Raw genomic sequence first — 24262 nt, 5'->3', positions numbered from 1 at the left:
AGCGTGTAGCCACCTGCTGGATGTCCAGTCTAGGGGGGTGACGAAAGGGTGGGGCAACCGGAGGGTCCGCTTCCTACGCCATCCGTATGGCGAGGGCGCCGCCCGCCGCTGCCTCCCTCAACTTGACGCAGACCAGAGGGAAACGGTTGCCCGCCGATCCCCCTCCGGCCGGGTGAGGCGGGCGGATCCCCGTTCTAGGGCGCCTCGCCCCGGATGACGGCCAGCACCCCGTCCAGTTCGTCGGGTTTGACCAGTACGTCGCGGGCCTTGGAGCCCTCGCTGGGGCCCACGACCCCGCGGGACTCCATCAGGTCCATCAGCCGCCCCGCCTTGGCGAAGCCCACGCGCAGCTTGCGCTGGAGCATCGAGGTGGAGCCGAACTGGGTGGACACCACCAGCTCGGCCGCCTGGCACAGCAGGTCCAGGTCGTCGCCGATCTCCTCGTCGATCTCCTTCTTCTGCTTCTGCCCGACCGTGACGTCGTCCCGGAAGACGGGGGCCATCTGGTCCTTGCAGTGCTGGACGATCCCGGCGATCTCGTCCTCGGTGACGAAGGCGCCCTGGAGGCGGACCGGCTTGTTCGCACCCATCGGCAGGAACAGTCCGTCACCCTTGCCGATCAGCTTCTCGGCGCCGGGCTGGTCCAGGATGACCCGGCTGTCGGCGAGGGAGGAGGTGGCGAAGGCCAGCCGCGAGGGCACGTTCGCCTTGATCAGACCGGTCACCACGTCCACCGAGGGCCGCTGCGTGGCGAGCACCAGGTGGATGCCGGCCGCGCGGGCCAGCTGGGTGATGCGGACGATGGAGTCCTCTACGTCGCGCGGGGCCACCATCATCAGGTCCGCGAGCTCGTCGACGATCACCAGCAGGTACGGGTACGGGCTGAGCTCCCGCTCACTGCCCGGCGGCAGTTTGATCTTGCCGTCGCGGATCGCCTGGTTGAAGTCGTCGATGTGCCGGTACCCGAAGGCGGCCAGGTCGTCGTAGCGCAGGTCCATCTCGCGCACCACCCACTGGAGGGCTTCGGCGGCCCGCTTGGGGTTGGTGATGATCGGCGTGATCAGGTGCGGGATGCCCTCGTAGGCGGTCAGCTCGACCCGCTTGGGGTCGACCAGGACCATCCGGACGTCCTCCGGCGTGGCCCGGACCATGATCGAGGTGATCAGGCAGTTGATGCAGGAGGACTTGCCGGAGCCGGTGGCTCCGGCGACCAGCACGTGCGGCATCTTCGCGAGATTGGCCATGACGTAGCCGCCCTCGACGTCCTTGCCCAGCGCGACCAGCATCGGGTGGTCGTCCTCGGCGGCGTCCGCCAGCCGCAGGACGTCGCCCAGGTTGACCATCTCCCGGTCGGTGTTCGGGATCTCGATGCCGACCGCCGACTTGCCCGGGATCGGGCTGATGATCCGCACGTCCGGGGAGGCCACGGCGTAGGCGATGTTCTTCGCCAGCGCCGTGATCCGCTCGACCTTCACCGCGGCGCCGAGCGTCACCTCGTAACGGGTGACCGTCGGACCCCGGGTGAAGCCGGTGACCTGCGCGTCCACCTTGAACTCGGTGAACACGTTGGTCAGCGCCGCCACGACCGAGTCGTTGGCCGCGCTGCGCGTCTTGCCGGGGCCGCCCTTCTCCAGCAGGTCCAGCGAGGGCAGGGAGTAGGTGATGTCCCCGCGCAGCTGCAGCTGCTCGGCGCGGGGCGGCAGGGGCTGGGGCTCGGGCGGGGCCTTCGTCAGGTCCGGCACCGACAGGGTCCCCGAGGCCGCGGCGGTGCGCTCGTGCGGGGCGTCGGCCGGATCCGGCTCCGCCGGCGCGGAGGTCCGCTCCTCGCGGGCGGGCGGCACCGGGGCGGTGATCTCCACCCCGTCCCGCTGCGGGGTGATCCCCTGGGTGAGGTCGGCGACCAGCGGGTTCGGGGGCAGCCCTCCGTAGACCACCCCGTCCAGCGCGGCGGCCGCCGCCGCAGCCACGTCGACGGCGTCCATCTCCCGCTCCCCCGGCCGCACGGCGGCCCGCCGGGGCCGGCGCCGCTTGGCCAGGGCCGCCTCCTCGGCGGCGTCTGCGGGGTCGCCCGGCCCGGCCGCGCCGGCGGCGCGGGCCCGCCACTGCTCGGCGTCGTGCCGGTCGGGGCGGCCGGCGCCGGGCTGCCCGTACGCCTCGTCGTAAGGGTTCGGGGCGATGATCCCCAGCCGGATCCCCAGCCGCCGCAGCCGCTGCGGGATCGCGTTGACCGGGGTGGCGGTGACCACCAGCAGGCCGAAGACGGTGAGCAGCACCAGCATGGGCACGGCCAGCGGTGCGCCCATGGTGAAGATCAGCGGCTTGGAGGCGGCCCAGCCGATCAGCCCGCCCGCGTTCTGCATGGCGGTGGTGCCCTCGTCGCGCCCGGGGGCCCCGCAGGCGATGTGCACCAGCCCGAGCACGCCGATGACCAGGGCGGACAGGCCGATGCCGATGCGCCCGTTGGCGTCGCTCTGCTCGGGGTGGCGGATGAAACGGACCGCCATGACCCCCAGCAGGATCGGCACGAGCAGGTCCAGCCGCCCGAAGGCCCCGGTGACCAGCATCGTGACCAGGTCCCCGACGGGCCCGCTCAGGTTGGACCAGGTCCCAGCGGCGACGATCAGCGCCAGCGCGAGCAGCAGCAGCGCCACGCCGTCCTTGCGGTGCGCGGGATCGAGGTTCCTGGCCCCCCGGCCGATGCCCCGGAAGGCCTTCCCGACCAGGTGTGCCAGCCCCAGCCAGCAACTGCGGACCAGCCACACCACGCCCCCGGTCGGGGACGGCGCCGCTTTGGCGGCGGTCTTCTTCACGGGGGCGCGCCCGGCCGCCGCGGCCTTCTTCGCGGGAGGCTTGCGCGCCGGGGCCGTCTTCTTGGCCGGCGCCGTCGTACGGCCGGAGCGGCCCTTCGCGGCGCCCGCGGTGCTCTGGGAACCCTTGCCGGACGTACTTGAGGCCATGGGCCCGAGGTTACCGGTGCGCGCGCCGGTGGACACGCGTGCCCACCCCTTCACCCGTTCGTGTCGCCCCGTCCGTACGCCTCTTGACACACCGGCAGACCTGACGGCCCGCCAGCCAGGTACCGCGCGCGGCCCGTCAGCCCTGAGCGGGCACGACCGGCGCGGCCCCGCCGGCTCCCGGCTCCAGCGCGTCCAGCGCCCGGCGCAGCCCCGTCAGCTTGCGCTCCAGATGCGCGGCGGTCGCCACCACGGCGGCGTCGGCGGAGTCCTCGCCGAGCTGCTTGGTCAGCGCCTCCGCCTGCTCCTCGACCGCCGCGAGCCGCGCCGAGAGCTCCGCCAGCAGCCCGGCCGCCTCCTTGCTGCCGTCGCCGTTGGAACCGCCGCCCTCCAGCTGGAGGCGCAGCAGGGCCGCCTGCTCCCGCAGTTGGCAGTTCTTGGTGTAGAGCTCGACGAAGACCGACACCTTGGCGCGCAGCACCCAGGGGTCGAACGGCTTAGAGATGTAGTCCACCGCGCCCGCCGCGTAACCGCGGAAGGTGTGGTGCGGACCGTGGTTGATCGCGGTGAGGAAGATGATCGGGATGTCCCGGGTCCGTTCGCGCCGCTTGATGTGCGCGGCGGTTTCGAACCCGTCCATGCCCGGCATCTGGACATCCAGCAGGATGACCGCGAAATCGTCCGTCAGCAGCGCTTTGAGCGCTTCCTCCCCCGACGACGCCCGGACCAGTGTCTGATCGAGCGCGGAGAGGATGGCCTCCAGCGCCAGCAGATTCTCCGGCCTGTCGTCGACCAGGAGGATCTTGGCCTTCTGCACCATGCCCTGTCCTCCTCGCCCCGGCATGGGGCCTCCCCGGCTCCGGGCGCCGGCCTGTGTGCCGGGGCCCGCCCCAGAAGACGACGTCTTCGCGCCGTCCGTCCTTGTGCCGGTCATCGTAGCCCCAGTCCCGAGATCGCCACACCCTGTCACCAAGATGTCACTGTGCACAGAGCGGAAACGTGGTGGGAGGGCAGAAGGTTCCCCCTGCGCCCTCCCGTCACGCTCCGGTCTCCGGTCATTCTCCGCGCATGTGCTGCTCCATGACCGACAGCAGGTAGTCGGGTTCGACCGGCTTGGTGACGTAGTCGGAAGCCCCGGAGTCGATGGCCTTCTCCCGGTCCCCCTTCATCGCCTTGGCCGTCAGCGCGATGATCGGCAGCCCCTCGAACTGCGGCATCCGCCGGATCGCCGAGGTGGTCGCGTACCCGTCCATCTCCGGCATCATGATGTCCATCAGCACGACCGCCACGTCGTCGTGCTGCTCCAGCACCTCGATGCCCTCCCTGCCGTTCTCGGCGTAGAGCACCGCCAGCCCGTGCTGTTCCAGCACGCTCGTCAGCGCGAAGACGTTGCGCACGTCGTCGTCCACGATGAGCACCCGCTCGCCGTGGAAGCCGTACGTGCGCGGCGCCGGCACCGCTTCCTGTTCCTCCCACGCCACCCCGTCCGGCTGCCCCGGCACCTCGGTGCGCGGCAGCGGACCGGCCGCCGGCTTGCGGCGCCGCCGGAACAGCGCCGAGGAACCCTGCCCGGCCGGCTCCGCCGCCGGCAGCGCCTGCCGCACCGGGACCGCGTTCTTCGGGGTCGCGGGCAGCGCGGCCACCGGGGCCGGCTGCGGCACCGGCAGGGCCTCCTCCGCCGCCCTGCGGTACTCGCTGCGCGCCCCGCCCGGCGTGGGCGGCGCGTACCCCTGCGGGGGCAGCTCGCTCGGGTGCAGCGGCAGGTACAGGGTGAAGGTCGACCCGCGGCCGGGCTCGCTGGCCGCGTGGATCTCCCCGCCCAGCAGCCGGGCGATCTCCCGGCTGATGGACAGCCCGAGCCCCGTGCCGCCGTACTTGCGGCTCGTCGTCCCGTCCGCCTGCTTGAACGCCTCGAAGATCACCAGCATCTTGCTCGCCGCGATCCCGATCCCGGTGTCGGTCACCGAGAACGCGATCAGGTCCGCGTCCGCGTCGCGCAGCGACCCGGCCTCCAGCAACTGCTCGCGGATCGCCGTCGGCACGTCCGCCCCGGCGGGCCGGATCACCAGCTCCACCGCCCCGTTGTCGGTGAACTTCACCGCGTTCGACAGCAGGTTGCGCAGCACCTGGAGCAGCCGCTGCTCGTCGGTGTGCAGGGTCGCGGGCAGCTCCGGGGAGACCCGGACCGAGAAGTCCAGGCCCTTCTCCGCGGTCAGCGGGCGGAAGGTGGCCTCCACGTAGTCCACGAGCTGGACCAGCGCGATCCGCGTCGGCGAGACGTCCATCTTCCCGGCCTCGACCTTCGACAGGTCCAGGATGTCGTTGATCAGCTGGAGCAGGTCCGAACCCGCGCCGTGGATGGTCTCCGCGAACTCCACCTGCTTCGGCGAGAGGTTCTCGTCCGCGTTGTCCGCGAGCAGCTTCGCCAGGATCAGCAGCGAGTTGAGCGGGGTGCGCAGCTCGTGCGACATGTTCGCGAGGAACTCGCTCTTGTAGCGCATCGAGACCGCGAGCTGTTCGGCACGCTCCTCCAGGACCTGCCGGGCCTCCTCGATCTCGGTGTTCTTCACCTCGATGTCCCGGTTCTGCTGGGCCAGCAGCTCCGCCTTCTCCTCCAGCTCCGCGTTCGCGGCCTGGAGCGCCTTCTGCCGGTTCTCCAGCTCGTCGGAGCGCTCGCGCAGCTGCTCGGTCATCTCCTGGGACTGCTTGAGCAGCATCTCCGTCTTGGAGTTCACGGAGATGGTGTTGACGCTCGTCCCGATCATCTCGGCGATCTGGCTGAGGAAGTCCTTCTGGATCTGCGTGAACGGCTGGAAGCCGGCCAGCTCGATGACCCCGAGCACCTTTCCCTCGAAGAGCACCGGCAGCACGATCACGTGCGCCGGCGGCGCCTCGCCGAGCCCCGAGGAGATCTTCAGGTAGCCCGGCGGGGTGTTCTCCACCAGGATCGTCCGCTTCTCCTCCGCGACCGTCCCGATCAGCCCCTCTCCGGGGCGGAAGGAGATCGGCATCTGAGTGCCCGCGTACGCGTAGCTCCCGCGCATCCGCAGCTCGTACGAGCCCTCCGTGCCGCCGTCCGTCCCGATCTCGGGACTCCCGCCGGTGGGCACCGCGAGGAAGAACGCGCCGTGCTGCGCGGCGACCACCGGGGTCAGCTCGCTCATGATCAGCTTGGCCACGTCGTCCAGGTCGCGGCGGCCCTGCATCAGGGCCGAGATCCGGGCGAGGTTGCCCTTGAGCCAGTCCTGCTCCTTGTTGGCCAGGGTGGTGTCGCGCAGGTTCGCGATCATCGTGTTGATGTTGTCCTGGAGGGCCTGGATCTCGCCCGCCGCGTCCACGTCGACCTTCAGGCTCAGGTCCCCGCGGGTCACCGCGGTGGCCACGGCCGCGATGGCCCGCACCTGGCGGGTCAGGTTGCCGGCCATCTCGTTCACGGACTCGGTCAGGTCCCGCCAGGTGCCGTCCACGTCGCGCACCCGGGCCTGGCCGCCCAGGATCCCCTCCGTACCCACCTCACGGGCCACCCGGGTCACCTGGTCGGCGAACGAGGACAGCTGGTCGACCATCGTGTTGATGGTCGTCTTCAGCTCCAGGATCTCCCCGCGCGCGTCGATGTCGATCTTCTTGGTCATGTCGCCCTTGGCGATGGCGGTCGTGACCATGGCGATCTGCCGCACCTGACCGGTGAGGTTGGAGGCCATGAAGTTCACCGAGTCGGTGAGGTCCTTCCAGGTGCCCGAGACGCCCGGGACGTGCGCCTGACCGCCCAGGCGGCCCTCCGTACCCACCTCGCGGGCCACGCGCGTGACCTCGTCCGCGAAGGAGGACAGGGTCTTCACCATCGTGTTCACCGTGTCGGCGAGCTGGGCGACCTCGCCGCGCGCCTCGACGGTGACCTTCTTCGTCAGGTCGCCGTTGGCGACGGCCGCCGAGACCTGGGCGATCCCGCGCACCTGCGCCGTCAGGTTCCCCGCCATCGTGTTGACGTTGTCCGACAGGTCCTTCCAGATGCCGGTCACCCCCCGCACCCGGGCCTGGCCGCCGAGGATGCCCTCGGTGCCCACCTCGCGGGCCACCCTCGTCACCTGCTCGGCGAAGGAGGACAGCTGGTCGACCATCGTGTTCACGGTGGTGACCAGCTCGAGGATCTCGCCCTTGGCATCGACGGTGATCTTCTTGGACAGGTCGCCCATGGCGACCGCCGTGGTCACCTCGGCGATGTTGCGGACCTGCGAGGTCAGGTTGTTCGCCATGAAGTTGACGGACTGGGTGAGGTCCTTCCAGGTGCCCGAGACCCCCTTCACCTCCGCCTGGCCGCCCAGGATGCCCTCGGTGCCCACCTCACGGGCCACCCTCGTCACCTGCTCCGCGAAGTTCGAGAGCTGGTCGACCATCGTGTTGATGGTGTTCTTCAGCTCCAGGATCTCGCCCCGCGCGTCCACGTCGATCTTCTGCGACAGGTCACCGCGCGCCACCGCCGTCGCGACCTGGGCGATGTTGCGGACCTGCGAGGTCAGGTTCCCCGCCATGCCGTTCACCGAGTCCGTCAGGTCGCGCCACACGCCGGCCACCCCGGGCACCTGCGCCTGGCCGCCGAGGCGGCCCTCGGTGCCCACGTCCCGGGCCACCCGGGTCACCTGCTCCGCGAAGGCCGAGAGCTGGTCGACCATCGTGTTGATGGTGTTCTTCAGCTCCAGGATCTCGCCCCGCGCGTCCACGTCGATCTTCTGCGACAGGTCACCGCGCGCCACCGCCGTCGTCACCTGGGCGATCTGACGCACCTGGGAGGTCAGGTTCCCGGCCATGAAGTTGACGGAGTCGGTCAGCTCCTTCCAGGTCCCGGACACCCCCTCGACCCGGGCCTGGCCGCCGAGGCGGCCCTCCGTACCCACGTCCCGCGCCATCCGCGTGACCTGGTCGGCGAAGGAGGACAGCTGGTCCACCATCGTGTTCACGGTGTTCTTCAGCTGGAGCATCTCGCCGGACACGTCCACGGTGACCTTCTGCGACAGGTCGCCGTTCGCCACCGCCGTCGTCACCTGGGCGATATTGCGGACCTGGCCGGTGAGGTTGCGGAAGGCGGTGTTCACCGAGTCGGTGAGGTCCTTCCACGTACCGGCGGCCCCGGGCACCTGGGCCTGACCGCCCAGCTCACCCTCCACGCCGACCTCACGGGCCACACGCGTCACTTCCGAGCCGAAGGACTGGAGCTGGTCCACCATCGTGTTGACGGTGTTCTTCAGCTCCAGCATCTCGCCGGCCACGTCGACCGTGACCTTCTGCGACAGGTCGCCGTTGGCCACCGCGGTCGTCACCTGGGCGATGTCCCGCACCTGCGTGGTCAGGTTGCGGAAGACCGTGTTCACCGAATCGGTGAGGTCCTTCCAGGTACCCGCGGCCCCCGGCACCTGGGCCTGGCCGCCCAGCAGGCCCTTGGCGCCGACCTCGCTGGCCACGCGCGTGACCTCGTCCGCGAAGGTCCGCAGGGTCTCCGTCATCTGATTGATCGTTTCGGCCAGCTGCGCGACCTCGCCGCGCGCGCTGACCCGGACCTTCTGCGACAGGTCGCCGTTGGCCACGGCCGTCGTGACCTGCGCGATCCCGCGCACCTGGGCCGTCAGGTTGCCCGCCATCGTGTTGACGGAGTCGGTCAGGTCCTTCCAGACGCCCGCGACCCCGGGCACCTTCGCCTGACCGCCCAGCTCGCCCTCGGTACCCACCTCGCGGGCGACCCGCGTCACCTCCGAGGAGAAAGAGGACAGCTGGTCCACCATCGTGTTCACGGTGTTCTTCAGCTGGAGCATCTCGCCGGCCACGTGCACCGTGACCTTGCGCGACAGGTCGCCCTTGGCCACCGCCGTCGTGACGAGCGCGATATCACGCACCTGAGCGGTGAGCCGGTAGGCCATGGTGTTGACGGAATCGGTCAGGTCCTTCCAGGAACCCGACATTCCGCGCACCTGGGCCTGCCCGCCCAGCTTGCCCTCGGTACCGACCTCCAGCGCCACCCGCGTCACCTCGTCGGTGAACGCCGACAGCTGGTCGACCAGGTTGTTGACCGTACGGCCGACCTTCAGGAACTCCCCGCGCAACGGGTGCCCGGCCCCGTCCGGGGCCTGCGTCCGCAGGTCCATCCGCTGGTCCAGGTCGCCCTCGGCCACCGCCGACAGCACCCGTCCCACCTCGGACACCGGCCGGGCCAGATCGTCCACCAGCTGGTTCGAGGCGTCGATCGCCGCAGCCCAGGACCCCTCACAGGCCCCGGTCTCCAGCCGCTCGCTCAGCTTGCCCTCGCGGCCCACCATGCGCCGGACCCGCGACAGCTCCCCGGTCAGGTGCAGGTTCCGGTCGGCGACCTCGTTGTAGACGGCGGCGATCTCCGCCATCACGCCCTCGCCGGACACCGTCAGCCGCTTGCGGAAGTTCCCGTCCCGCATCGACACCAGGGCCGTGAGCAGCCGGTTCAGTGCGGCGGTATCGACTTCCGTCGTCCCGTTCCGCCGGGACCTGCCCCCCTTGGGGCGCGTTCCCGTACGCCGCACCGCTGCGCCAGACTCCACCGTGTCCCTCCCGAAAGGGTCGACCGCTGTTCCACCGGATCCCCGGCTGTCCAAGAGCCGGCTCTCCGAGCCTGCCCAGTGTTTCACCCCGGCCGAACCCGGCCATAACACTTCGGCACCTTCGCACATGGTCCGCACCCTGCGGGTGGAATCCCGTGCGACCGCCTCACGGGGACCGAGAAGGTAAGTAACCTGGCATCCGATGTCCCACCGCGTCGAAGGAGACTTGTGATCACGGCACGGGCGGCTGCCAGTTTCACCCCGCAAGGGCGGTCGGTCGCCGCTGCCCGCGCGTTCGTCCGCGACACCCTCCACGGCTGGGGCTTCGCGGACATCGTCGACGACGCGGTGGTGCTGACCAGCGAGCTCGTCACCAACGCCGTCGTCCACGCCGGAACCCAGGCCGAGGTCCTGTGCCTGCGCGCCGAGGACGGCGTACGCGTAGAGATCGCCGACCGGTACCCCGAGCGCGAGCTCCCCCTGCGCCACCCCGACGAGCGGCCCTACGCCGACCCGGACCGCGAGAGCGGCCGCGGCCTGATGCTCTGCGCCGCCCTCGCCACCCGCTGGGGCGTGGAGTACACGGCCACGCACAAACACGTCTGGTTCCGCCTCGACCTCCCGGACCGTCCGGTCGGTACCCGCTCGGCGGGCCCGGTCGTCCCGGACCAGTTCCTGCCCCTAGCCGACAGCCGGGTCCGCGTCGCCGTCGTCCAGGTCGACGCCGCCGACACCATCTCGGCCTGGAACGAGGACGCCGAGCACGTCTTCGGCTACCCCGCCGAGAAGGTCCTCGGCCGCCCCCTCGCGGAACTCGCCGCCTGGCCGCAGACCCCCGGCACCGGTACGGGCATCGCCGAGGCACTGCGGCTGTCCCGCTGGGAGGGCAGCTACGGCATCCGCGGCGCCGACGGCCGCGTCATCCCCGTCTACGCCTCCCACCTGCGCGTCCGCGACGCCCACGGCGAGCCCTCCATCGTCTGCCTCCTCGTCCACGACGACGAGCGCGCCCTCCTCCAGACCCCGGTCCGGGCACCCGCCTCCGACGGCCAGCTCTCCGAGCCCCGCCCCGCGGACCCCTTCGAGGTGTTCATCGGCTCCCCCGCCCCCGACGACCTGGACGGCCTGCTCCAGCGCACCGTCGAGCGGGCCCGCGACATGCTCGACGCCGACGCCGCCTTCCTGCTGCTCGCGACCGACGACGAGACCGAGCTGGAGGTCCGCGCCACCACGGGCCTGCCCTCCACCCGCCAGCGCTTCGCCCGCGTCCCCGTCGAGGCGGGCACCAGCCGCTACGGCTCCGCCCGGCTGCCCGCCGTCCACGACGACCTGTCCGCCGTCCCCGGGGCCGTACCACTCCTGGAGTCCACCGGCATGCGCTCGGTGGTCACCGTCCCCCTGAAGGTGGAGGGCCGCCTCACCGGCTCCCTGGGCGTGGCCGCCGAGGGCCCGGGCCGCTACACCAACGAGGAGGCCCTGCGCCTCCAGTTCGCCGCGGACCGCATCGCCCTCGCCGTGGAGTCCGCGCGCCTGGGCGAGCTGGAACGGCTGCGCCGCGGCTCCCTGTCCTTCCTGGTGGAGGCCTCCGACCTGCTGGCCGGCACCCTCGACCGGGACCAGACCCTGGCCCTGATGGCCCAGATGACGGTCCCGACGCTGGCCACCTGGTGCGCCGTCTACACGATCGCCGACCAGGCATCCGACCCCTACCTCGCCTACGTGCTGCACGAGGACGAGGAACGCATCGACGGCCTCAAGGAGTTGCTGTCCCGGGTCGACCCGCCGGAGCCGGTCCGTGAGGCCGGGGCCCGCCCCTGGCCGGCCACGGCCGCCGCGGTCGGCGGCGAGACGGTCGTCCTGCCGCTCCTCGCCCGCAACCGGGTGATCGGCATGCTGACCCTGGGCCGGCCCAGCGAGGAGCACTTCCGCCAGGAGATCCTCGAACTGGCCGACGACCTGTCGCGCCGGGCGGCCCTGGCCCTGGACAACGCCCGCCTGTACTCGGAGCGCACGGCGATCAGCCGTTCCCTCCAGCGCAGTCTCCTTCCCCCGGGCTCTCCCGCGATCCCCGGGATGGAGGTGGAGGTCATCTACCGCGCGGCCGGCGAGGGCAACGAGGTGGGCGGCGACTTCTACGACGTCTTCCCGATCCGCGACGGCGCGTACGGCTTCGCCATCGGCGACGTCTGCGGTACGGGCCCGGAGGCGGCCGCCGTCACCGGCCTGGCCCGCCACGCCCTGCGCCTGCTGGCCCGCGAGGGCCTGGGCGGCCCGGCGGTCCTGGAACGGCTGAACGCGGCCATCCTCGACGAGGGCGCCCGCAGCCGCTTCCTGACCCTCCTGTACGGGGAGCTGCACCCGCAGCCGGACGGTGGCGCCCTGATGAAGGTAGTCTGCGCGGGCCACCCGCTCCCGCTGCGCCTGCGCCCGGACGGCGAGGTCACCACGGCGGCGGAGCCGCAGCCGCTGCTGGGCGTGATCGACGACCTGGACCTCTACGAACAGACCCTGGCCCTGGACCCGGGTGACGTCCTCCTCTGCGTCACGGACGGTGTGACCGAACGCCGCGAGGGCTCGCGCATGCTGGGCGACGACGGCCTCGCCGAGGTCCTGACCACCTGTACGGGCCTCACGGCCGGCGCGGTCGCCGCCCGCGTCCTGCGCGCGGTGGAACGCTTCGCGGCGGAGCCCGCCTCGGACGACATGGCCATCCTGGCCTTCCGCGTCCCCCACCCGCGCGAAGGCACCTGACGAACGCTTCCGGCCCCGGGCTGCTCTCCTCCTTCCAGCGGCCCGGGGCGGAGCCGGACCGTACGGAACGGACCCCGGAAACGCAAAAAGGCCCCCGCCTGATGGCGGGGGCCTTTTTACTTCGGAGCCCTTTAACGGAATCGAACCGTTGACCTTCTCCTTACCATGGAGACGCTCTACCGACTGAGCTAAAAGGGCGGGTTGTTCGGCGGCGTCCTACTCTCCCACAGGGTCCCCCCTGCAGTACCATCGGCGCTGAAAGGCTTAGCTTCCGGGTTCGGAATGTAACCGGGCGTTTCCCTAACGCTATGACCACCGAAACACTATGAAGTTGAACTCAAGCCGGCAAGGCGAGTTCGTTACTTCAGAACTAACACAGTGGACGCGAGCAACTGAGGACAAGCCCTCGGCCTATTAGTACCAGTCAGCTCCACCCGTTACCGGGCTTCCACATCTGGCCTATCAACCCAGTCGTCTACTGGGAGCCTTACCCTCTCAAGGAGGTGGGAATACTCATCTTGAAGCAGGCTTCCCGCTTAGATGCTTTCAGCGGTTATCCCTCCCGAACGTAGCCAACCAGCCATGCCCTTGGCAGGACAACTGGCACACCAGAGGTTCGTCCGTCCCGGTCCTCTCGTACTAGGGACAGCCCTTCTCAATATTCCTACGCGCACAGCGGATAGGGACCGAACTGTCTCACGACGTTCTAAACCCAGCTCGCGTACCGCTTTAATGGGCGAACAGCCCAACCCTTGGGACCGACTCCAGCCCCAGGATGCGACGAGCCGACATCGAGGTGCCAAACCATCCCGTCGATATGGACTCTTGGGGAAGATCAGCCTGTTATCCCCGGGGTACCTTTTATCCGTTGAGCGACGGCGCTTCCACAAGCCACCGCCGGATCACTAGTCCCGACTTTCGTCCCTGCTCGACCCGTCGGTCTCACAGTCAAGCTCCCTTGTGCACTTACACTCAACACCTGATTGCCAACCAGGCTGAGGGAACCTTTGGGCGCCTCCGTTACCCTTTGGGAGGCAACCGCCCCAGTTAAACTACCCATCAGACACTGTCCCTGATCCGGATCACGGACCGAGGTTAGACATCCAGCACGACCAGAGTGGTATTTCAACGGCGACTCCACAACCACTGGCGTGGCTGCTTCAAAGTCTCCCACCTATCCTACACAAGCCGAACCGAACACCAATATCAAACTGTAGTAAAGGTCCCGGGGTCTTTCCGTCCTGCTGCGCGAAACGAGCATCTTTACTCGTAGTGCAATTTCACCGGGCCTATGGTTGAGACAGTCGAGAAGTCGTTACGCCATTCGTGCAGGTCGGAACTTACCCGACAAGGAATTTCGCTACCTTAGGATGGTTATAGTTACCACCGCCGTTTACTGGCGCTTAAGTTCTCAGCTTCGCAACCCCGAAAGGTCACTAACCGGTCCCCTTAACGTTCCAGCACCGGGCAGGCGTCAGTCCGTATACATCGCCTTACGGCTTCGCACGGACCTGTGTTTTTAGTAAACAGTCGCTTCTCGCTGGTCTCTGCGGCCACCCCCAGCTCAGAGAGCAAGTCTCATCACCAGGAATGGCCCCCCTTCTCCCGAAGTTACGGGGGCATTTTGCCGAGTTCCTTAACCATAGTTCACCCGAACGCCTCGGTATTCTCTACCTGACCACCTGAGTCGGTTTAGGGTACGGGCCGCCATGAAACTCGCTAGAGGCTTTTCTCGACAGCATAGGATCATCCACTTCACCACAATCGGCTCGGCATCAGGTCTCAGCCTTATATGAGGGACGGATTTGCCTACCCCTCGGCCTACACCCTTACCCCGGGACAACCACCGCCCGGGCTGGACTACCTTCCTGCGTCACCCCATCGCTTACCTACTACCACCTTGGGCCGGCGGCTCCACCACTTTCCTTTCCCCGAAGGGTCCGGAACGGCTTCACGGCCTTAGCATCAGAGGATTCGATATTGGGCGTTTCAAAGCGGGTACCGGAATATCAACCGGTTGTCCATCGACTACGCCTGTCGGCCTCGCCTTAGGTCCCGACTTACCCTGGGCAGATCAGCTTGACCCAGGAACCCTTAGTCAATCGGCGCACACGTTTCTCACGTGTGTATCGCTACTCATGCCTGCATTCTCACTCGTGAACCGTCCACAACTAGCTTCCGCTGCTGCTTCACCCGGCACACGACGCTCCCCTACCCATCACAGCAGGCGTTGGCCCTATTGCTGCAATGACACGACTTCGGCGGTACGCTTGAGCCCCGCTACATTGTCGGCGCGGAATCACTTGACCAGTGAGCTATTACGCACTCTTTCAAGGGTGGCTGCTTCTAAGCCAACCTCCTGGTTGTCTCTGCGACTCCACATCCTTTCCCACTTAGCGTACGCTTAGGGGCCTTAGTCGATGCTCTGGGCTGTTTCCCTCTCGACCATGGAGCTTATCCCCCACAGTCTCACTGCCGTGCTCTCACTTACCGGCATTCGGAGTTTGGCTAAGGTCAGTAACCCGGTAGGGCCCATCGCCTATCCAGTGCTCTACCTCCGGCAAGAAACACACGACGCTGCACCTAAATGCATTTCGGGGAGAACCAGCTATCACGGAGTTTGATTGGCCTTTCACCCCTAACCACAGGTCATCCCCCAGGTTTTCAACCCTGGTGGGTTCGGTCCTCCACGAAGTCTTACCTCCGCTTCAACCTGCCCATGGCTAGATCACTCCGCTTCGGGTCTAGAGCGTGCAACTCAATCGCCCTATTCGGACTCGCTTTCGCTACGGCTTCCCCACACGGGTTAACCTCGCTACACACCGCTAACTCGCAGGCTCATTCTTCAAAAGGCACGCAGTCACGAGACGTACAAGTACGTCCGACGCTCCCACGGCTTGTAGGCACACGGTTTCAGGTACTATTTCACTCCGCTCCCGCGGTACTTTTCACCATTCCCTCACGGTACTATCCGCTATCGGTCACCAGGGAATATTTAGGCTTAGCGGGTGGTCCCGCCAGATTCACACGGGATTTCTCGGGCCCCGTGCTACTTGGGAGATGAGCAAGCAAGCCGTACAGATTTCAGCTACGGGGGTCTTACCCTCTACGCCGGACCTTTCGCATGTCCTTCGCCTATCCATACGGTTTCTGACTCGCCTCACAGCCGGCAGACTGTGAAAGCTCATTCCCACAACCCCGCATGCGCAACCCCTGCCGGGTATCACACGCATACGGTTTGGCCTCATCCGGTTTCGCTCGCCACTACTCCCGGAATCACGGTTGTTTTCTCTTCCTGAGGGTACTGAGATGTTTCACTTCCCCTCGTTCCCTCCACATGCCCTATGTGTTCAGGCATGGGTGACAGCCCATGACGACTGCCGGGTTTCCCCATTCGGACACCCCCGGATCAAAGCTCAGTTGGCAGCTCCCCGGGGCCTATCGCGGCCTCTCACGTCCTTCATCGGTTCCTGGTGCCAAGGCATCCACCGTGCGCCCTTAAAAACTTGGCCACAGATGCTCGCGTCCACTGTGTAGTTCTCAAATAACGACCAGCCACCCGTCACACCCTGCCGAAACAGAGCTTTACCGGGGCCGGCACTGAAGACTGACCAGACGGCCGTGCCTTCAGGACCCAACAACGTGCCAAGCACGATCTCTTTCAGTGACTCACTTTCCACGCCGAAGCAGTACTCGTGATCCATCCAGAAGACCGTGCCAACTAATCAACGTTCCACCCATGAGCTGACCGTGCAGAACATTTGCCTGCAATCGGTACTGTGCTCCTTAGAAAGGAGGTGATCCAGCCGCACCTTCCGGTACGGCTACCTTGTTACGACTTCGTCCCAATCGCCAGTCCCACCTTCGACAGCTCCCTCCACAAGGGTTGGGCCACCGGCTTCGGGTGTTACCGACTTTCGTGACGTGACGGGCGGTGTGTACAAGGCCCGGGAACGTATTCACCGCAGCAATGCTGATCTGCGATTACTAGCGACTCCGACTTCATGGGGTCGAGTTGCAGACCCCAATCCGAACTGAGACCGGCTTTTTGAGATTCGCTCCACCTCACGGTATCGCAGCTCATTGTACCGGCCATTGTAGCACGTGTGCAGCCCAAGACATAAGGGGCATGATGACTTGACGTCGTCCCCACCTTCCTCCGAGTTGACCCCGGCGGTCTCCTGTGAGTCCCCATCACCCCGAAGGGCATGCTGGCAACACAGGACAAGGGTTGCGCTCGTTGCGGGACTTAACCCAACATCTCACGACACGAGCTGACGACAGCCATGCACCACCTGTATACCGACCACAAGGGGGGCACTATCTCTAATGCTTTCCGGTATATGTCAAGCCTTGGTAAGGTTCTTCGCGTTGCGTCGAATTAAGCCACATGCTCCGCCGCTTGTGCGGGCCCCCGTCAATTCCTTTGAGTTTTAGCCTTGCGGCCGTACTCCCCAGGCGGGGAACTTAATGCGTTAGCTGCGGCACCGACGACGTGGAATGTCGCCAACACCTAGTTCCCAACGTTTACGGCGTGGACTACCAGGGTATCTAATCCTGTTCGCTCCCCACGCTTTCGCTCCTCAGCGTCAGTAATGGCCCAGAGATCCGCCTTCGCCACCGGTGTTCCTCCTGATATCTGCGCATTTCACCGCTACACCAGGAATTCCGATCTCCCCTACCACACTCTAGCTAGCCCGTATCGAATGCAGACCCGAGGTTAAGCCTCGGGCTTTCACATCCGACGTGACAAGCCGCCTACGAGCTCTTTACGCCCAATAATTCCGGACAACGCTTGCGCCCTACGTATTACCGCGGCTGCTGGCACGTAGTTAGCCGGCGCTTCTTCTGCAGGTACCGTCACTTTCGCTTCTTCCCTGCTGAAAGAGGTTTACAACCCGAAGGCCGTCATCCCTCACGCGGCGTCGCTGCATCAGGCTTTCGCCCATTGTGCAATATTCCCCACTGCTGCCTCCCGTAGGAGTCTGGGCCGTGTCTCAGTCCCAGTGTGGCCGGTCGCCCTCTCAGGCCGGCTACCCGTCGTCGCCTTGGTGGGCCGTTACCCCACCAACAAGCTGATAGGCCGCGGGCTCATCCTTCACCGCCGGAGCTTTCCACCGCAGGAGATGCCTCCCGCAGTCGTATCCGGTATTAGACCCCGTTTCCAGGGCTTGTCCCAGAGTGAAGGGCAGATTGCCCACGTGTTACTCACCCGTTCGCCACTAATCCCCTCCCGAAGGAGGTTCATCGTTCGACTTGCATGTGTTAAGCACGCCGCCAGCGTTCGTCCTGAGCCAGGATCAAACTCTCCATGAATGTTTACCGGTAATCCGGTGCACACGCACGAAAGAGCGGGCCAGTCACGGTCGGAATAAGACCGACTGACCACAACGTCCTCGCTGTGTTTGTCGCCTGCCAGCGCCCGAAGGCCCGACAGGTCTTTTTCAAAGGAACCTCATCCACCGAAGTGGACGGGGTATCAACTTCTGGCGTTGATTTTTGGCACGCTGTTGAGTTCTCAAGGAACGGACGCTTCCTTCGTACTCACCCTCGCGGGCTTTCCTCCGGGCTTTCGTTCTTTCTTCGTTTCCGACTCTATCAGACTCTTTCGGCCCGACTTCCTCGGTGCTTTCCAGGTTCTGCGCTTTCGCGCTTTCCCTTTCCGGCGGTTCCGACTCTATCAGATTCTTTTCCGTACCGTCTCCGGTGTGGATTCAAATTCCGATGGCCTTCGGGGGGCCTTTTCCCTTTCGGGCGGGACAGACTTTATCAGGTTTCCCCGGTCTGGATTCCCACCCTCCCCGGCAGACGGGTCCGGGCACACGTGTGTGCGCCGTTCCTTGCGGGGTGGAGACGTCAACGTACTGGAGCGGGGCCCCCGGATGCAAATCCGGGAGCCCCGCTCCGGTGAGTCGCTGCCTCTCGGGCCGGGATCAGACCTCGACGACGACCGGGAGGATCATCGGGCGGCGGCGGTAGCCGTCGGAGACCCACTTGCCCACCGTCCGGCGGATGAGCTGCTGGATCTGGTGCGGCTCGGCCACGCCGTCGGCCGCGGCGCGGCCGATGGCCTCCTCGATCTTCGGGGCGATCGCCAGGAAGGCGGAGTCCTCGATGCCGGAGCCGCGGGCCTGGATGGTCGGGCCGCTGACGACCTTGCCGGTGGTGCTGTCCACCACGACGAAGACCGAGACGATGCCCTCGTCGCCCAGGATGCGGCGGTCCTTCAGGGAGGCCTCGGTGACGTCGCCGACCGAGAGGCCGTCCACGTACACGTAGCCGGCCTGGACCTTGCCGGAGATGCGGGCCTTGCCGTCGATCAGGTCGACGACCACGCCGTCCTCGGCGATGACGATGCGGTCCTTCGGGACGCCCGTCATGGCCCCGAGCTCGGCGTTGGCGCGCAGGTGGCGCCACTCGCCGTGGACCGGCATCAGGTTCTTCGGCTTGCAGATGTTGTAGAAGTACAGCAGCTCGCCGGCCGAGGCGTGGCCCGAGACGTGGACCTTGGCGTTGCCCTTGTGGACGACGTTCGCGCCCCAGCGGGTGAGGCCGTTGATCACGCGGTAGACCGCGTTCTCGTTGCCCGGGATCAGGGACGACGCCAGGATCACGGTGTCGCCGGGGACGATCCGGATCTGGTGGTCGCGGTTGGCCATGCGGGACAGGGCCGCCATCGGCTCGCCCTGGGAGCCCGTGCAGACCAGCACGACCTCGTCGTCCGGCAGGTCGTCGAGGGTCTTGACGTCGACGACGAGGCCGGCCGGGACCCGGAGGTAGCCCAGGTCACGGGCGATGCCCATGTTGCGGACCATGGAGCGGCCGACGAAGGCGACCCGGCGGCCGTACTCGTGGGCGGCGTCCAGGATCTGCTGGATGCGGTGCACGTGGCTGGCGAAGGACGCCACGATGATCCGCTTCTGGGCACCCGCGAAGACACCGCGGATGACGTTGGAGATGTCGCGCTCCGGCGGGACGAAGCCCGGGACCTCGGCGTTCGTCGAGTCCGAGAGGAGGAGGTCGATGCCCTCCTCGCTCAGGCGCGCGAAGGCGTGCAGGTCGGTGAGGCGGTTGTCCATCGGGAGCTGGTCCATCTTGAAGTCGCCGGTGGCGACGACGAGACCCGCGTCCGTGCGGATGGCGACGGCCAGGGCGTCCGGGATGGAGTGGTTGACCGCGATGAACTCGCAGTCGAAGGGCCCGAGGTTCTCGCGCTCGCCCTCCTTCACCTCGAGGGTGTAGGGGCGGATGCGGTGCTCCTGGAGCTTGGCCTCGATGAGGGCCAGCGTCAGCTTGGAACCGATCAGCGGGATGTCCGGCTTCTCCCGGAGGAGGTACGGGACCGCGCCGATGTGGTCTTCGTGGCCGTGGGTGAGGACGATGCCCTCGACGTCGTCGAGCCTGTCCCGGATGGACGAGAAGTCCGGAAGGATCAGGTCGATGCCGGGCTGCTCCTCCTCGGGGAAGAGGACGCCGCAGTCGACGATCAGAAGACGGCCGTCGAACTCGAAGACGGTCATGTTGCGGCCGATCTCACCGAGACCGCCCAGCGGGGTGACCCGCAGGCCGCCCTTGGGGAGCTTCGGCGGCGGGCCCAGTTCAGGGTGCGGATGGCTCAAAAGGTTCTCCTTCACCACACGCGCCACGTACCCCTCCGGCACGTGGCGCGCATGTCATTCGTGCACTTGCTCTTGTCTGTTTCGGTCCTGCTTGTTCAGTTGTGAAGTCCGTTGTCAGAGCTGTACCCCGCCGGCGGCGAGATCGAGCTTGAGCTGGGCCGTCTCTTCGTCGGTCAGGCCGATCAGCGGGAGGCGCAGCGGGCCCGCGGGGAGCCCCTGGAGGTTCAGGGCGGCCTTGGTGGTCATCACGCCCTGGGTGCGGAACATCCCCGTGAAGACGGGGAGCAGCTTCTGGTGGATCTCGGTGGCCTTCTGGACGTCGCCGCCGAGGTGCGCTTCGAGCATCTCGCGCAGGTCGGGGGCGACCACGTGGGCGACGACGGAGACGAAGCCGACGGCGCCGACGGACAGGAGCGGCAGGTTCAGCATGTCGTCGCCGGAGTACCAGGCGAGGCCGCTCTGCGCGATGGCCCAGCTGGCGCGGCCGAGGTCGCCCTTGGCGTCCTTGTTCGCGACGATGCGGGGGTGCTCGGCGAGCCGGACCAGGGTCTCGGTGTTGATCGGGACGCCGCTGCGGCCGGGGATGTCGTAGAGCATGACCGGCAGCTCGGTGGCGTCCGCGATGGCCGTGAAGTGCTGGAAGAGGCCTTCCTGCGGCGGCTTGCTGTAGTAGGGCGTCACCGCGAGGAGGCCGTGGGCGCCGGTGCGCTCGGCCTGGCGGGCCAGCTCGAGGGTGTGGCGGGTGTCGTTGGTCCCGATTCCGGCCACGACGTGGGCGCGGTCGCCGACCGCTTCGAGTACGGCTCGTACGAGGTCGTTTTTCTCCGCGTCGGTGGTCGTGGGCGACTCACCGGTGGTGCCGTTGATGATCAGACCGTCGTTGCCTGCGTCCACCAGGTGGGTGGCGAGACGCTGCGCGCCGTCGAGGTCAAGTGCGCCATCCGCCGTGAACGGCGTGATCATGGCGGTGAGGACCCGCCCGAAGGGGGTCTGCGGAGTCGAGATCGGAGCCATGGGTAACACGCTACTCGCTGCCATGCTCGCAGTGTCCCCTCGGGGGACGTCAACCGGGGATCCGTCGTGGTGGTCCCCGGTGGTGACCGGGGCGGGTTGTTGGATCCCGGCACTGCCTGCTCGGGGGTTCAAGCAGTGCCGGGTCCGTTTGATCAGCCTAGATGAACTTTACGAAACGCCGCAATACGGACACTTGGCACTTCTCCTGGCACATCCGTACGCCGTGCGTGCATCGGTCCTTACGGGGCAACGCGACCGTTGCCGTTGAAGGCCGCGTAGGTCAGCGGCATGAGCTTCGCCCAGTGCTGCTCCATCTTCTCGCCGACCATCTCGATCTCCCGCTGCGGGAAGGACGGCACCTTCGCCAGCTCGTGCTGGGTGCGCAGGCCGAGGAAGTGCATGAGTGAGCGCGCGTTGCAGGTGGCGTACATCGACGAGAACAGGCCGACCGGCAGGACCGCCCGGGCCACCTCGCGCGCCACGCCCGCCGCGAGCATCTCCTGGTACGCCTCGTAGGCCTGGCGGTAGCTGTCCTCCATGACCCGGCCCGTCAGCTCCTGCTGCGCCTCGGTGCCCTCGACGAAGACGTACTTGCCCGGACGGCCCTCCTGGACGAGCTTGCGCTCGGCGTCGGGGACGTAGAAGACCGGCTGGAGCTCCCTGTAGCGGCCGGACTCCTCGTTGTAGGACCAGCCCACGCGGTGGCGCATGAACTCGCGGAACACGAAGATCGGGGCGCTGATGAAGAAGGTCATCGAGTTGTGCTCGAAGGGGCTGCCGTGGCGGTCGCGCATCAGGTAGTTGATGAGGCCCTTGGAGCGCTCCGGGTCCTTCTGGAGCTCGTCGAGGGACTGCTCGCCGGCCGTCGAGACACGGGCGGCCCACAGCACGTCGCTGTCGGCGGCGGAGTGCTTGACCAGCTCCACCGTCACATCACTGCGGAAGCTGGGTTTCAGGTCGGGGGCGACGGTCTCGCTCACACGGGGTCCTTCCGAACGGGTCTTTCGAGGGGCGCGCCCACTCTACGGCGGTCTGCGGCACCCGCCCGACAGGCGACGGGGGCGGTGGGCTCACCCGGACAGCTGACGGGCCGCCACGGATTTTCGGCGGATGTCCCGGAATGCGGCACCGATCGGCGCGTTCGTTCGTCCTACCGGGCAGACGCACCAGCCCCCGACCCAGAGGAGTGTTGCCCCATGTTTCGCCGCCGGCGCGAACCCGTCCCGTTCGCCTTCGTCGCCGAGGCCGACCGTTTCCGAAGCAATGTCACTCCGCCGCCGCGCGAGAGTCTGAGCATGACCCAGATCACCGCCCGTAGTCTGGTCGGACTGACCGTGGTGGCGGGGCTCGTCGGGTCCCTGCTCTTCGGCATGCCCGCCCTGCAGCCCTACAAGGCCACCGGCAAGGCGCAGCAGTCGCAGGCCTCCGAGGGGCGGTAGCCTCACGGGCACAGATCAACGAACGTGCATGTGAGTGAGGTCCAGCCGTGCCCCTGCCCTTCCTGACGGCCGACGGCGTCTTCGACGCTCACGAGGACGAAGCCCTCCCGCATGTGGATCCCGAGCGCTGGCGCCGGCCTTACCGGCCCGGCCCCTGGCGGGTGGCCGGAGCGGCGCTGCTCCTGCTGCTCTCGGCCTTCATGCTGCTGGCCACCGTGATCATCGCCTTCGCGGGCACCTGGGGCGGCGCCGCCATCGCCGGGGCCGCTTCGCTGGCCGTGATCGGGTCGGCGCTGCGGATCCTGCGCGCGGGCGTCTGGGTGAGTCCCGGTGGGCTGCGCCACGTGGGGTTCTTCACGACCCGTTCGATCCCGTGGAGCGAGGTCGAGGGGGTCAGGAAGGTCCAGCAGCCGGTGCGCTGGCTGGGGTTGCCGAGGACCGTGCAGGGGCAGGCGCTGACGGTGGCGGGGCGTGGCGGCGCGGAGCTTCCGGTGCTGCTGACCGACCACAACGCCGATTTCCTGTCGCGCGGTGAGGCCTTCGACCGGGCGGCCGTCCTGGTGGAGGCGTGGGCCGAGGAGTACCGGGCCGTGCCCGCCTGACGGTCCGGAGCGTGCAACGAGGGCCCGTACGGGGATCGTCCCGTACGGGCCCTTCGTTCGTGCCGGGTGCCCTGCGGCGGTTACGCGCCGGCGTGCGCCGCCTGGTGCAGGGCGATGGCCCGTTGCATGGCCTTGCGGGCCCGCGGGGTGTCGCGGGCGTCGTGGTAGGCGACGGCGAGGCGGAACCAGGTGCGCCAGTCCCCCGGCGCGTCCTCGGTCTCGGCCTTGCGGCGCGCGAAGACCTCGTCGGCGGAGTCCCGCAGGATCCGGCCGTACTGGTCCCGCTCCAGTTCGTCGACGGGCAGGCCGCCCTCGGCCTCCAGTTCGGCGGCGAGCTGGTTGGCGCGGGTGACGAACCGGGTGTTCATCCAGAGGAACCAGATGCCGATGACCGGCAGGATCAGCACGGCCGCACCGAAGGTGACGGTGAGCCAGGTGCCCTGCTGGATCAGCATCAGCCCGCGGCTGCCGACCAGGACGAAGTAGACGACCAGGACGGCGGCCGTGATGAAGTAGGTGATCTTCGCGCGCATGGTGCTACTGCCTCATCAGCCGAGGTCGAGGAAGTTTTCCAGGCCGAAGGTGAGGCCCGGGGTCTGCGTCACGCGGCGCACGCCGAGCAGGATGCCCGGCATGAAGCTGCTGTGGTGCAGGGAGTCGTGACGGATGGTCAGGGTCTCGCCCTCGCCGCCGAGGAGCACCTCCTGGTGGGCCAGGAGGCCGCGCAGGCGGATGGCGTGCACCGGGACGCCGTCGACGTCCGCGCCGCGGGCGCCGTCGAGGGCGGTGGCGGTCGCGTCGGGCTGCGCGCCGAGGCCGGCCTCGGCGCGGGCGGCCGCGATGAGCTGCGCGGTGCGGGTCGCCGTGCCGGAGGGGGCGTCGACCTTGTTGGGGTGGTGGAGCTCGACGACCTCGACGGACTCGAAGTAGCGGGCGGCCTGGGCGGCGAACTTCATGGTGAGGACGGCGCCGATGGAGAAGTTCGGGGCGATGAGCACCCCGGTCTCCGGGGAGCCGGCCAGCCAGGTGTTCAGCCGGCCGAGGCGGTCCTCGTTCCAGCCGGTGGTGCCGACCACGGCGTGGATGCCGTGGCCGACGAGGAAGTCGAGGTTGTCCATCACCGAGTCGGGGGTGGTCAGCTCGACGGCGACCTGTGCCCCGGCGTCGGCCAGGGCCTCCAGCTTGTCGCCCCGGCCGAGAGCCGCCACCAGCTCCATGTCCCCGGCGGCCTCGACGGCCCTGACGGCCTCGGAGCCGATGCGGCCCTTGGCGCCGAGGACTGCCACGCGCAGCTTGCTCATGCTTGTTTCCTTCACTCGTACG

General features: G+C 67.6%; 11 protein-coding genes, 1 tRNA gene and 3 rRNA genes. 3 read left to right on the top strand and 12 right to left on the bottom strand.

Annotated elements, in window-relative coordinates; translation table 11 throughout:
* Window positions 1-194: 194 nt before the first annotated feature.
* From BX286_RS26840 to BX286_RS26830, 3 genes are all read right to left on the bottom strand, one after another.
* Window positions 195-2957, bottom strand: a complete 2763-nt coding sequence (locus BX286_RS26840; RefSeq protein WP_187344199.1) for a DNA translocase FtsK — start codon at window positions 2955-2957, stop codon at window positions 195-197.
* Window positions 2958-3093: 136 nt separating this feature from the next.
* Window positions 3094-3774, bottom strand: a complete 681-nt coding sequence (locus BX286_RS26835; RefSeq protein WP_079430076.1) for a two-component system response regulator — start codon at window positions 3772-3774, stop codon at window positions 3094-3096.
* A 235-nt stretch (window positions 3775-4009) separates the two neighbouring features.
* Window positions 4010-9514: a HAMP domain-containing protein gene (locus BX286_RS26830; RefSeq protein WP_187344198.1), complete on the bottom strand. Its 5505-nt coding sequence runs from the start codon at window positions 9512-9514 to the stop codon at window positions 4010-4012.
* A gap of 192 nt (window positions 9515-9706) precedes the next feature.
* Here BX286_RS26830 and BX286_RS26825 point away from each other — a divergent pair, with 192 nt between their 5' ends.
* Entirely contained in the window at window positions 9707-12265 is a 2559-nt protein-coding gene (locus BX286_RS26825) for a SpoIIE family protein phosphatase (RefSeq protein WP_121016495.1), read from the top strand.
* Window positions 12266-12390: 125 nt separating this feature from the next.
* Here the strand turns inward: BX286_RS26825 and BX286_RS26820 are convergent.
* From BX286_RS26820 to thyX, 7 genes are all read right to left on the bottom strand, one after another.
* Window positions 12391-12463, bottom strand: a tRNA-Thr gene (locus BX286_RS26820).
* Between the two features lie 5 nt (window positions 12464-12468).
* Window positions 12469-12585: ribosomal RNA gene (gene rrf / locus BX286_RS26815) — 5S ribosomal RNA — on the bottom strand.
* Window positions 12586-12659: 74 nt separating this feature from the next.
* Window positions 12660-15777 (bottom strand): 23S ribosomal RNA (locus tag BX286_RS26810).
* 278 nt (window positions 15778-16055) lie between these two features.
* Window positions 16056-17581: ribosomal RNA gene (locus tag BX286_RS26805) — 16S ribosomal RNA — on the bottom strand.
* The 16S, 23S and 5S rRNA genes sit together here with 1 tRNA gene alongside, the layout of an rRNA operon.
* Window positions 17582-18198: 617 nt before the next feature.
* The gene (locus BX286_RS26795; RefSeq protein WP_079430074.1) at window positions 18199-19884 is read right to left on the bottom strand and encodes a ribonuclease J; all 1686 of its coding nucleotides are present in this window, start codon (window positions 19882-19884) and stop codon (window positions 18199-18201) included.
* A gap of 114 nt (window positions 19885-19998) precedes the next feature.
* Window positions 19999-20898, bottom strand: coding sequence for a 4-hydroxy-tetrahydrodipicolinate synthase (gene dapA, locus BX286_RS26790; RefSeq protein WP_100862750.1), 900 nt, complete (start codon window positions 20896-20898; stop codon window positions 19999-20001).
* Window positions 20899-21137: 239 nt separating this feature from the next.
* Window positions 21138-21878: an FAD-dependent thymidylate synthase gene (gene thyX, locus BX286_RS26785; protein ID WP_045946033.1), complete on the bottom strand. Its 741-nt coding sequence runs from the start codon at window positions 21876-21878 to the stop codon at window positions 21138-21140.
* A gap of 216 nt (window positions 21879-22094) precedes the next feature.
* Here thyX and BX286_RS26780 point away from each other — a divergent pair, with 216 nt between their 5' ends.
* Both BX286_RS26780 and BX286_RS26775 read left to right on the top strand, forming a co-directional pair.
* Window positions 22095-22337, top strand: coding sequence for a hypothetical protein (locus BX286_RS26780; RefSeq protein ID WP_079430072.1), 243 nt, complete (start codon window positions 22095-22097; stop codon window positions 22335-22337).
* 47 nt (window positions 22338-22384) lie between these two features.
* Window positions 22385-22939, top strand: a complete 555-nt coding sequence (locus BX286_RS26775) for a PH domain-containing protein (RefSeq protein ID WP_079430071.1) — start codon at window positions 22385-22387, stop codon at window positions 22937-22939.
* Window positions 22940-23019: 80 nt separating this feature from the next.
* Here BX286_RS26775 and BX286_RS26770 read toward each other — a convergent pair whose 3' ends face one another.
* Entirely contained in the window at window positions 23020-23472 is a 453-nt protein-coding gene (locus BX286_RS26770) for a hypothetical protein (protein WP_079430070.1), read from the bottom strand.
* Window positions 23473-23487: 15 nt separating this feature from the next.
* A complete protein-coding gene (dapB, locus tag BX286_RS26765) occupies window positions 23488-24240 on the bottom strand; it encodes a 4-hydroxy-tetrahydrodipicolinate reductase (RefSeq protein WP_079430069.1) in 753 nt (250 codons plus the stop codon).
* Window positions 24241-24262: the final 22 nt, after the last annotated feature.

Origin of the sequence: Streptomyces sp. 3211.6 (assembly GCF_003634815.1) — a bacterium.
Lineage (GTDB): Bacteria > Actinomycetota > Actinomycetes > Streptomycetales > Streptomycetaceae > Streptomyces > Streptomyces katrae_A.
This window is presented reverse-complemented; position numbering and strand designations above follow the sequence as displayed.

Coding starts and splice junctions, on each gene's coding strand:
- BX286_RS26840 (WP_187344199.1), bottom strand. CDS start 2,957: ATGGCCTCAAGTACGTCCGGCAAGGGTTCCCAGAGCACCGCGGGCGCC.
- BX286_RS26835 (WP_079430076.1), bottom strand. CDS start 3,774: ATGGTGCAGAAGGCCAAGATCCTCCTGGTCGACGACAGGCCGGAGAAT.
- dapA (WP_100862750.1), bottom strand. CDS start 20,898: ATGGCTCCGATCTCGACTCCGCAGACCCCCTTCGGGCGGGTCCTCACC.
- BX286_RS26780 (WP_079430072.1), top strand. CDS start 22,095: ATGTTTCGCCGCCGGCGCGAACCCGTCCCGTTCGCCTTCGTCGCCGAG.
- BX286_RS26770 (WP_079430070.1), bottom strand. CDS start 23,472: ATGCGCGCGAAGATCACCTACTTCATCACGGCCGCCGTCCTGGTCGTC.
- dapB (WP_079430069.1), bottom strand. CDS start 24,240: ATGAGCAAGCTGCGCGTGGCAGTCCTCGGCGCCAAGGGCCGCATCGGC.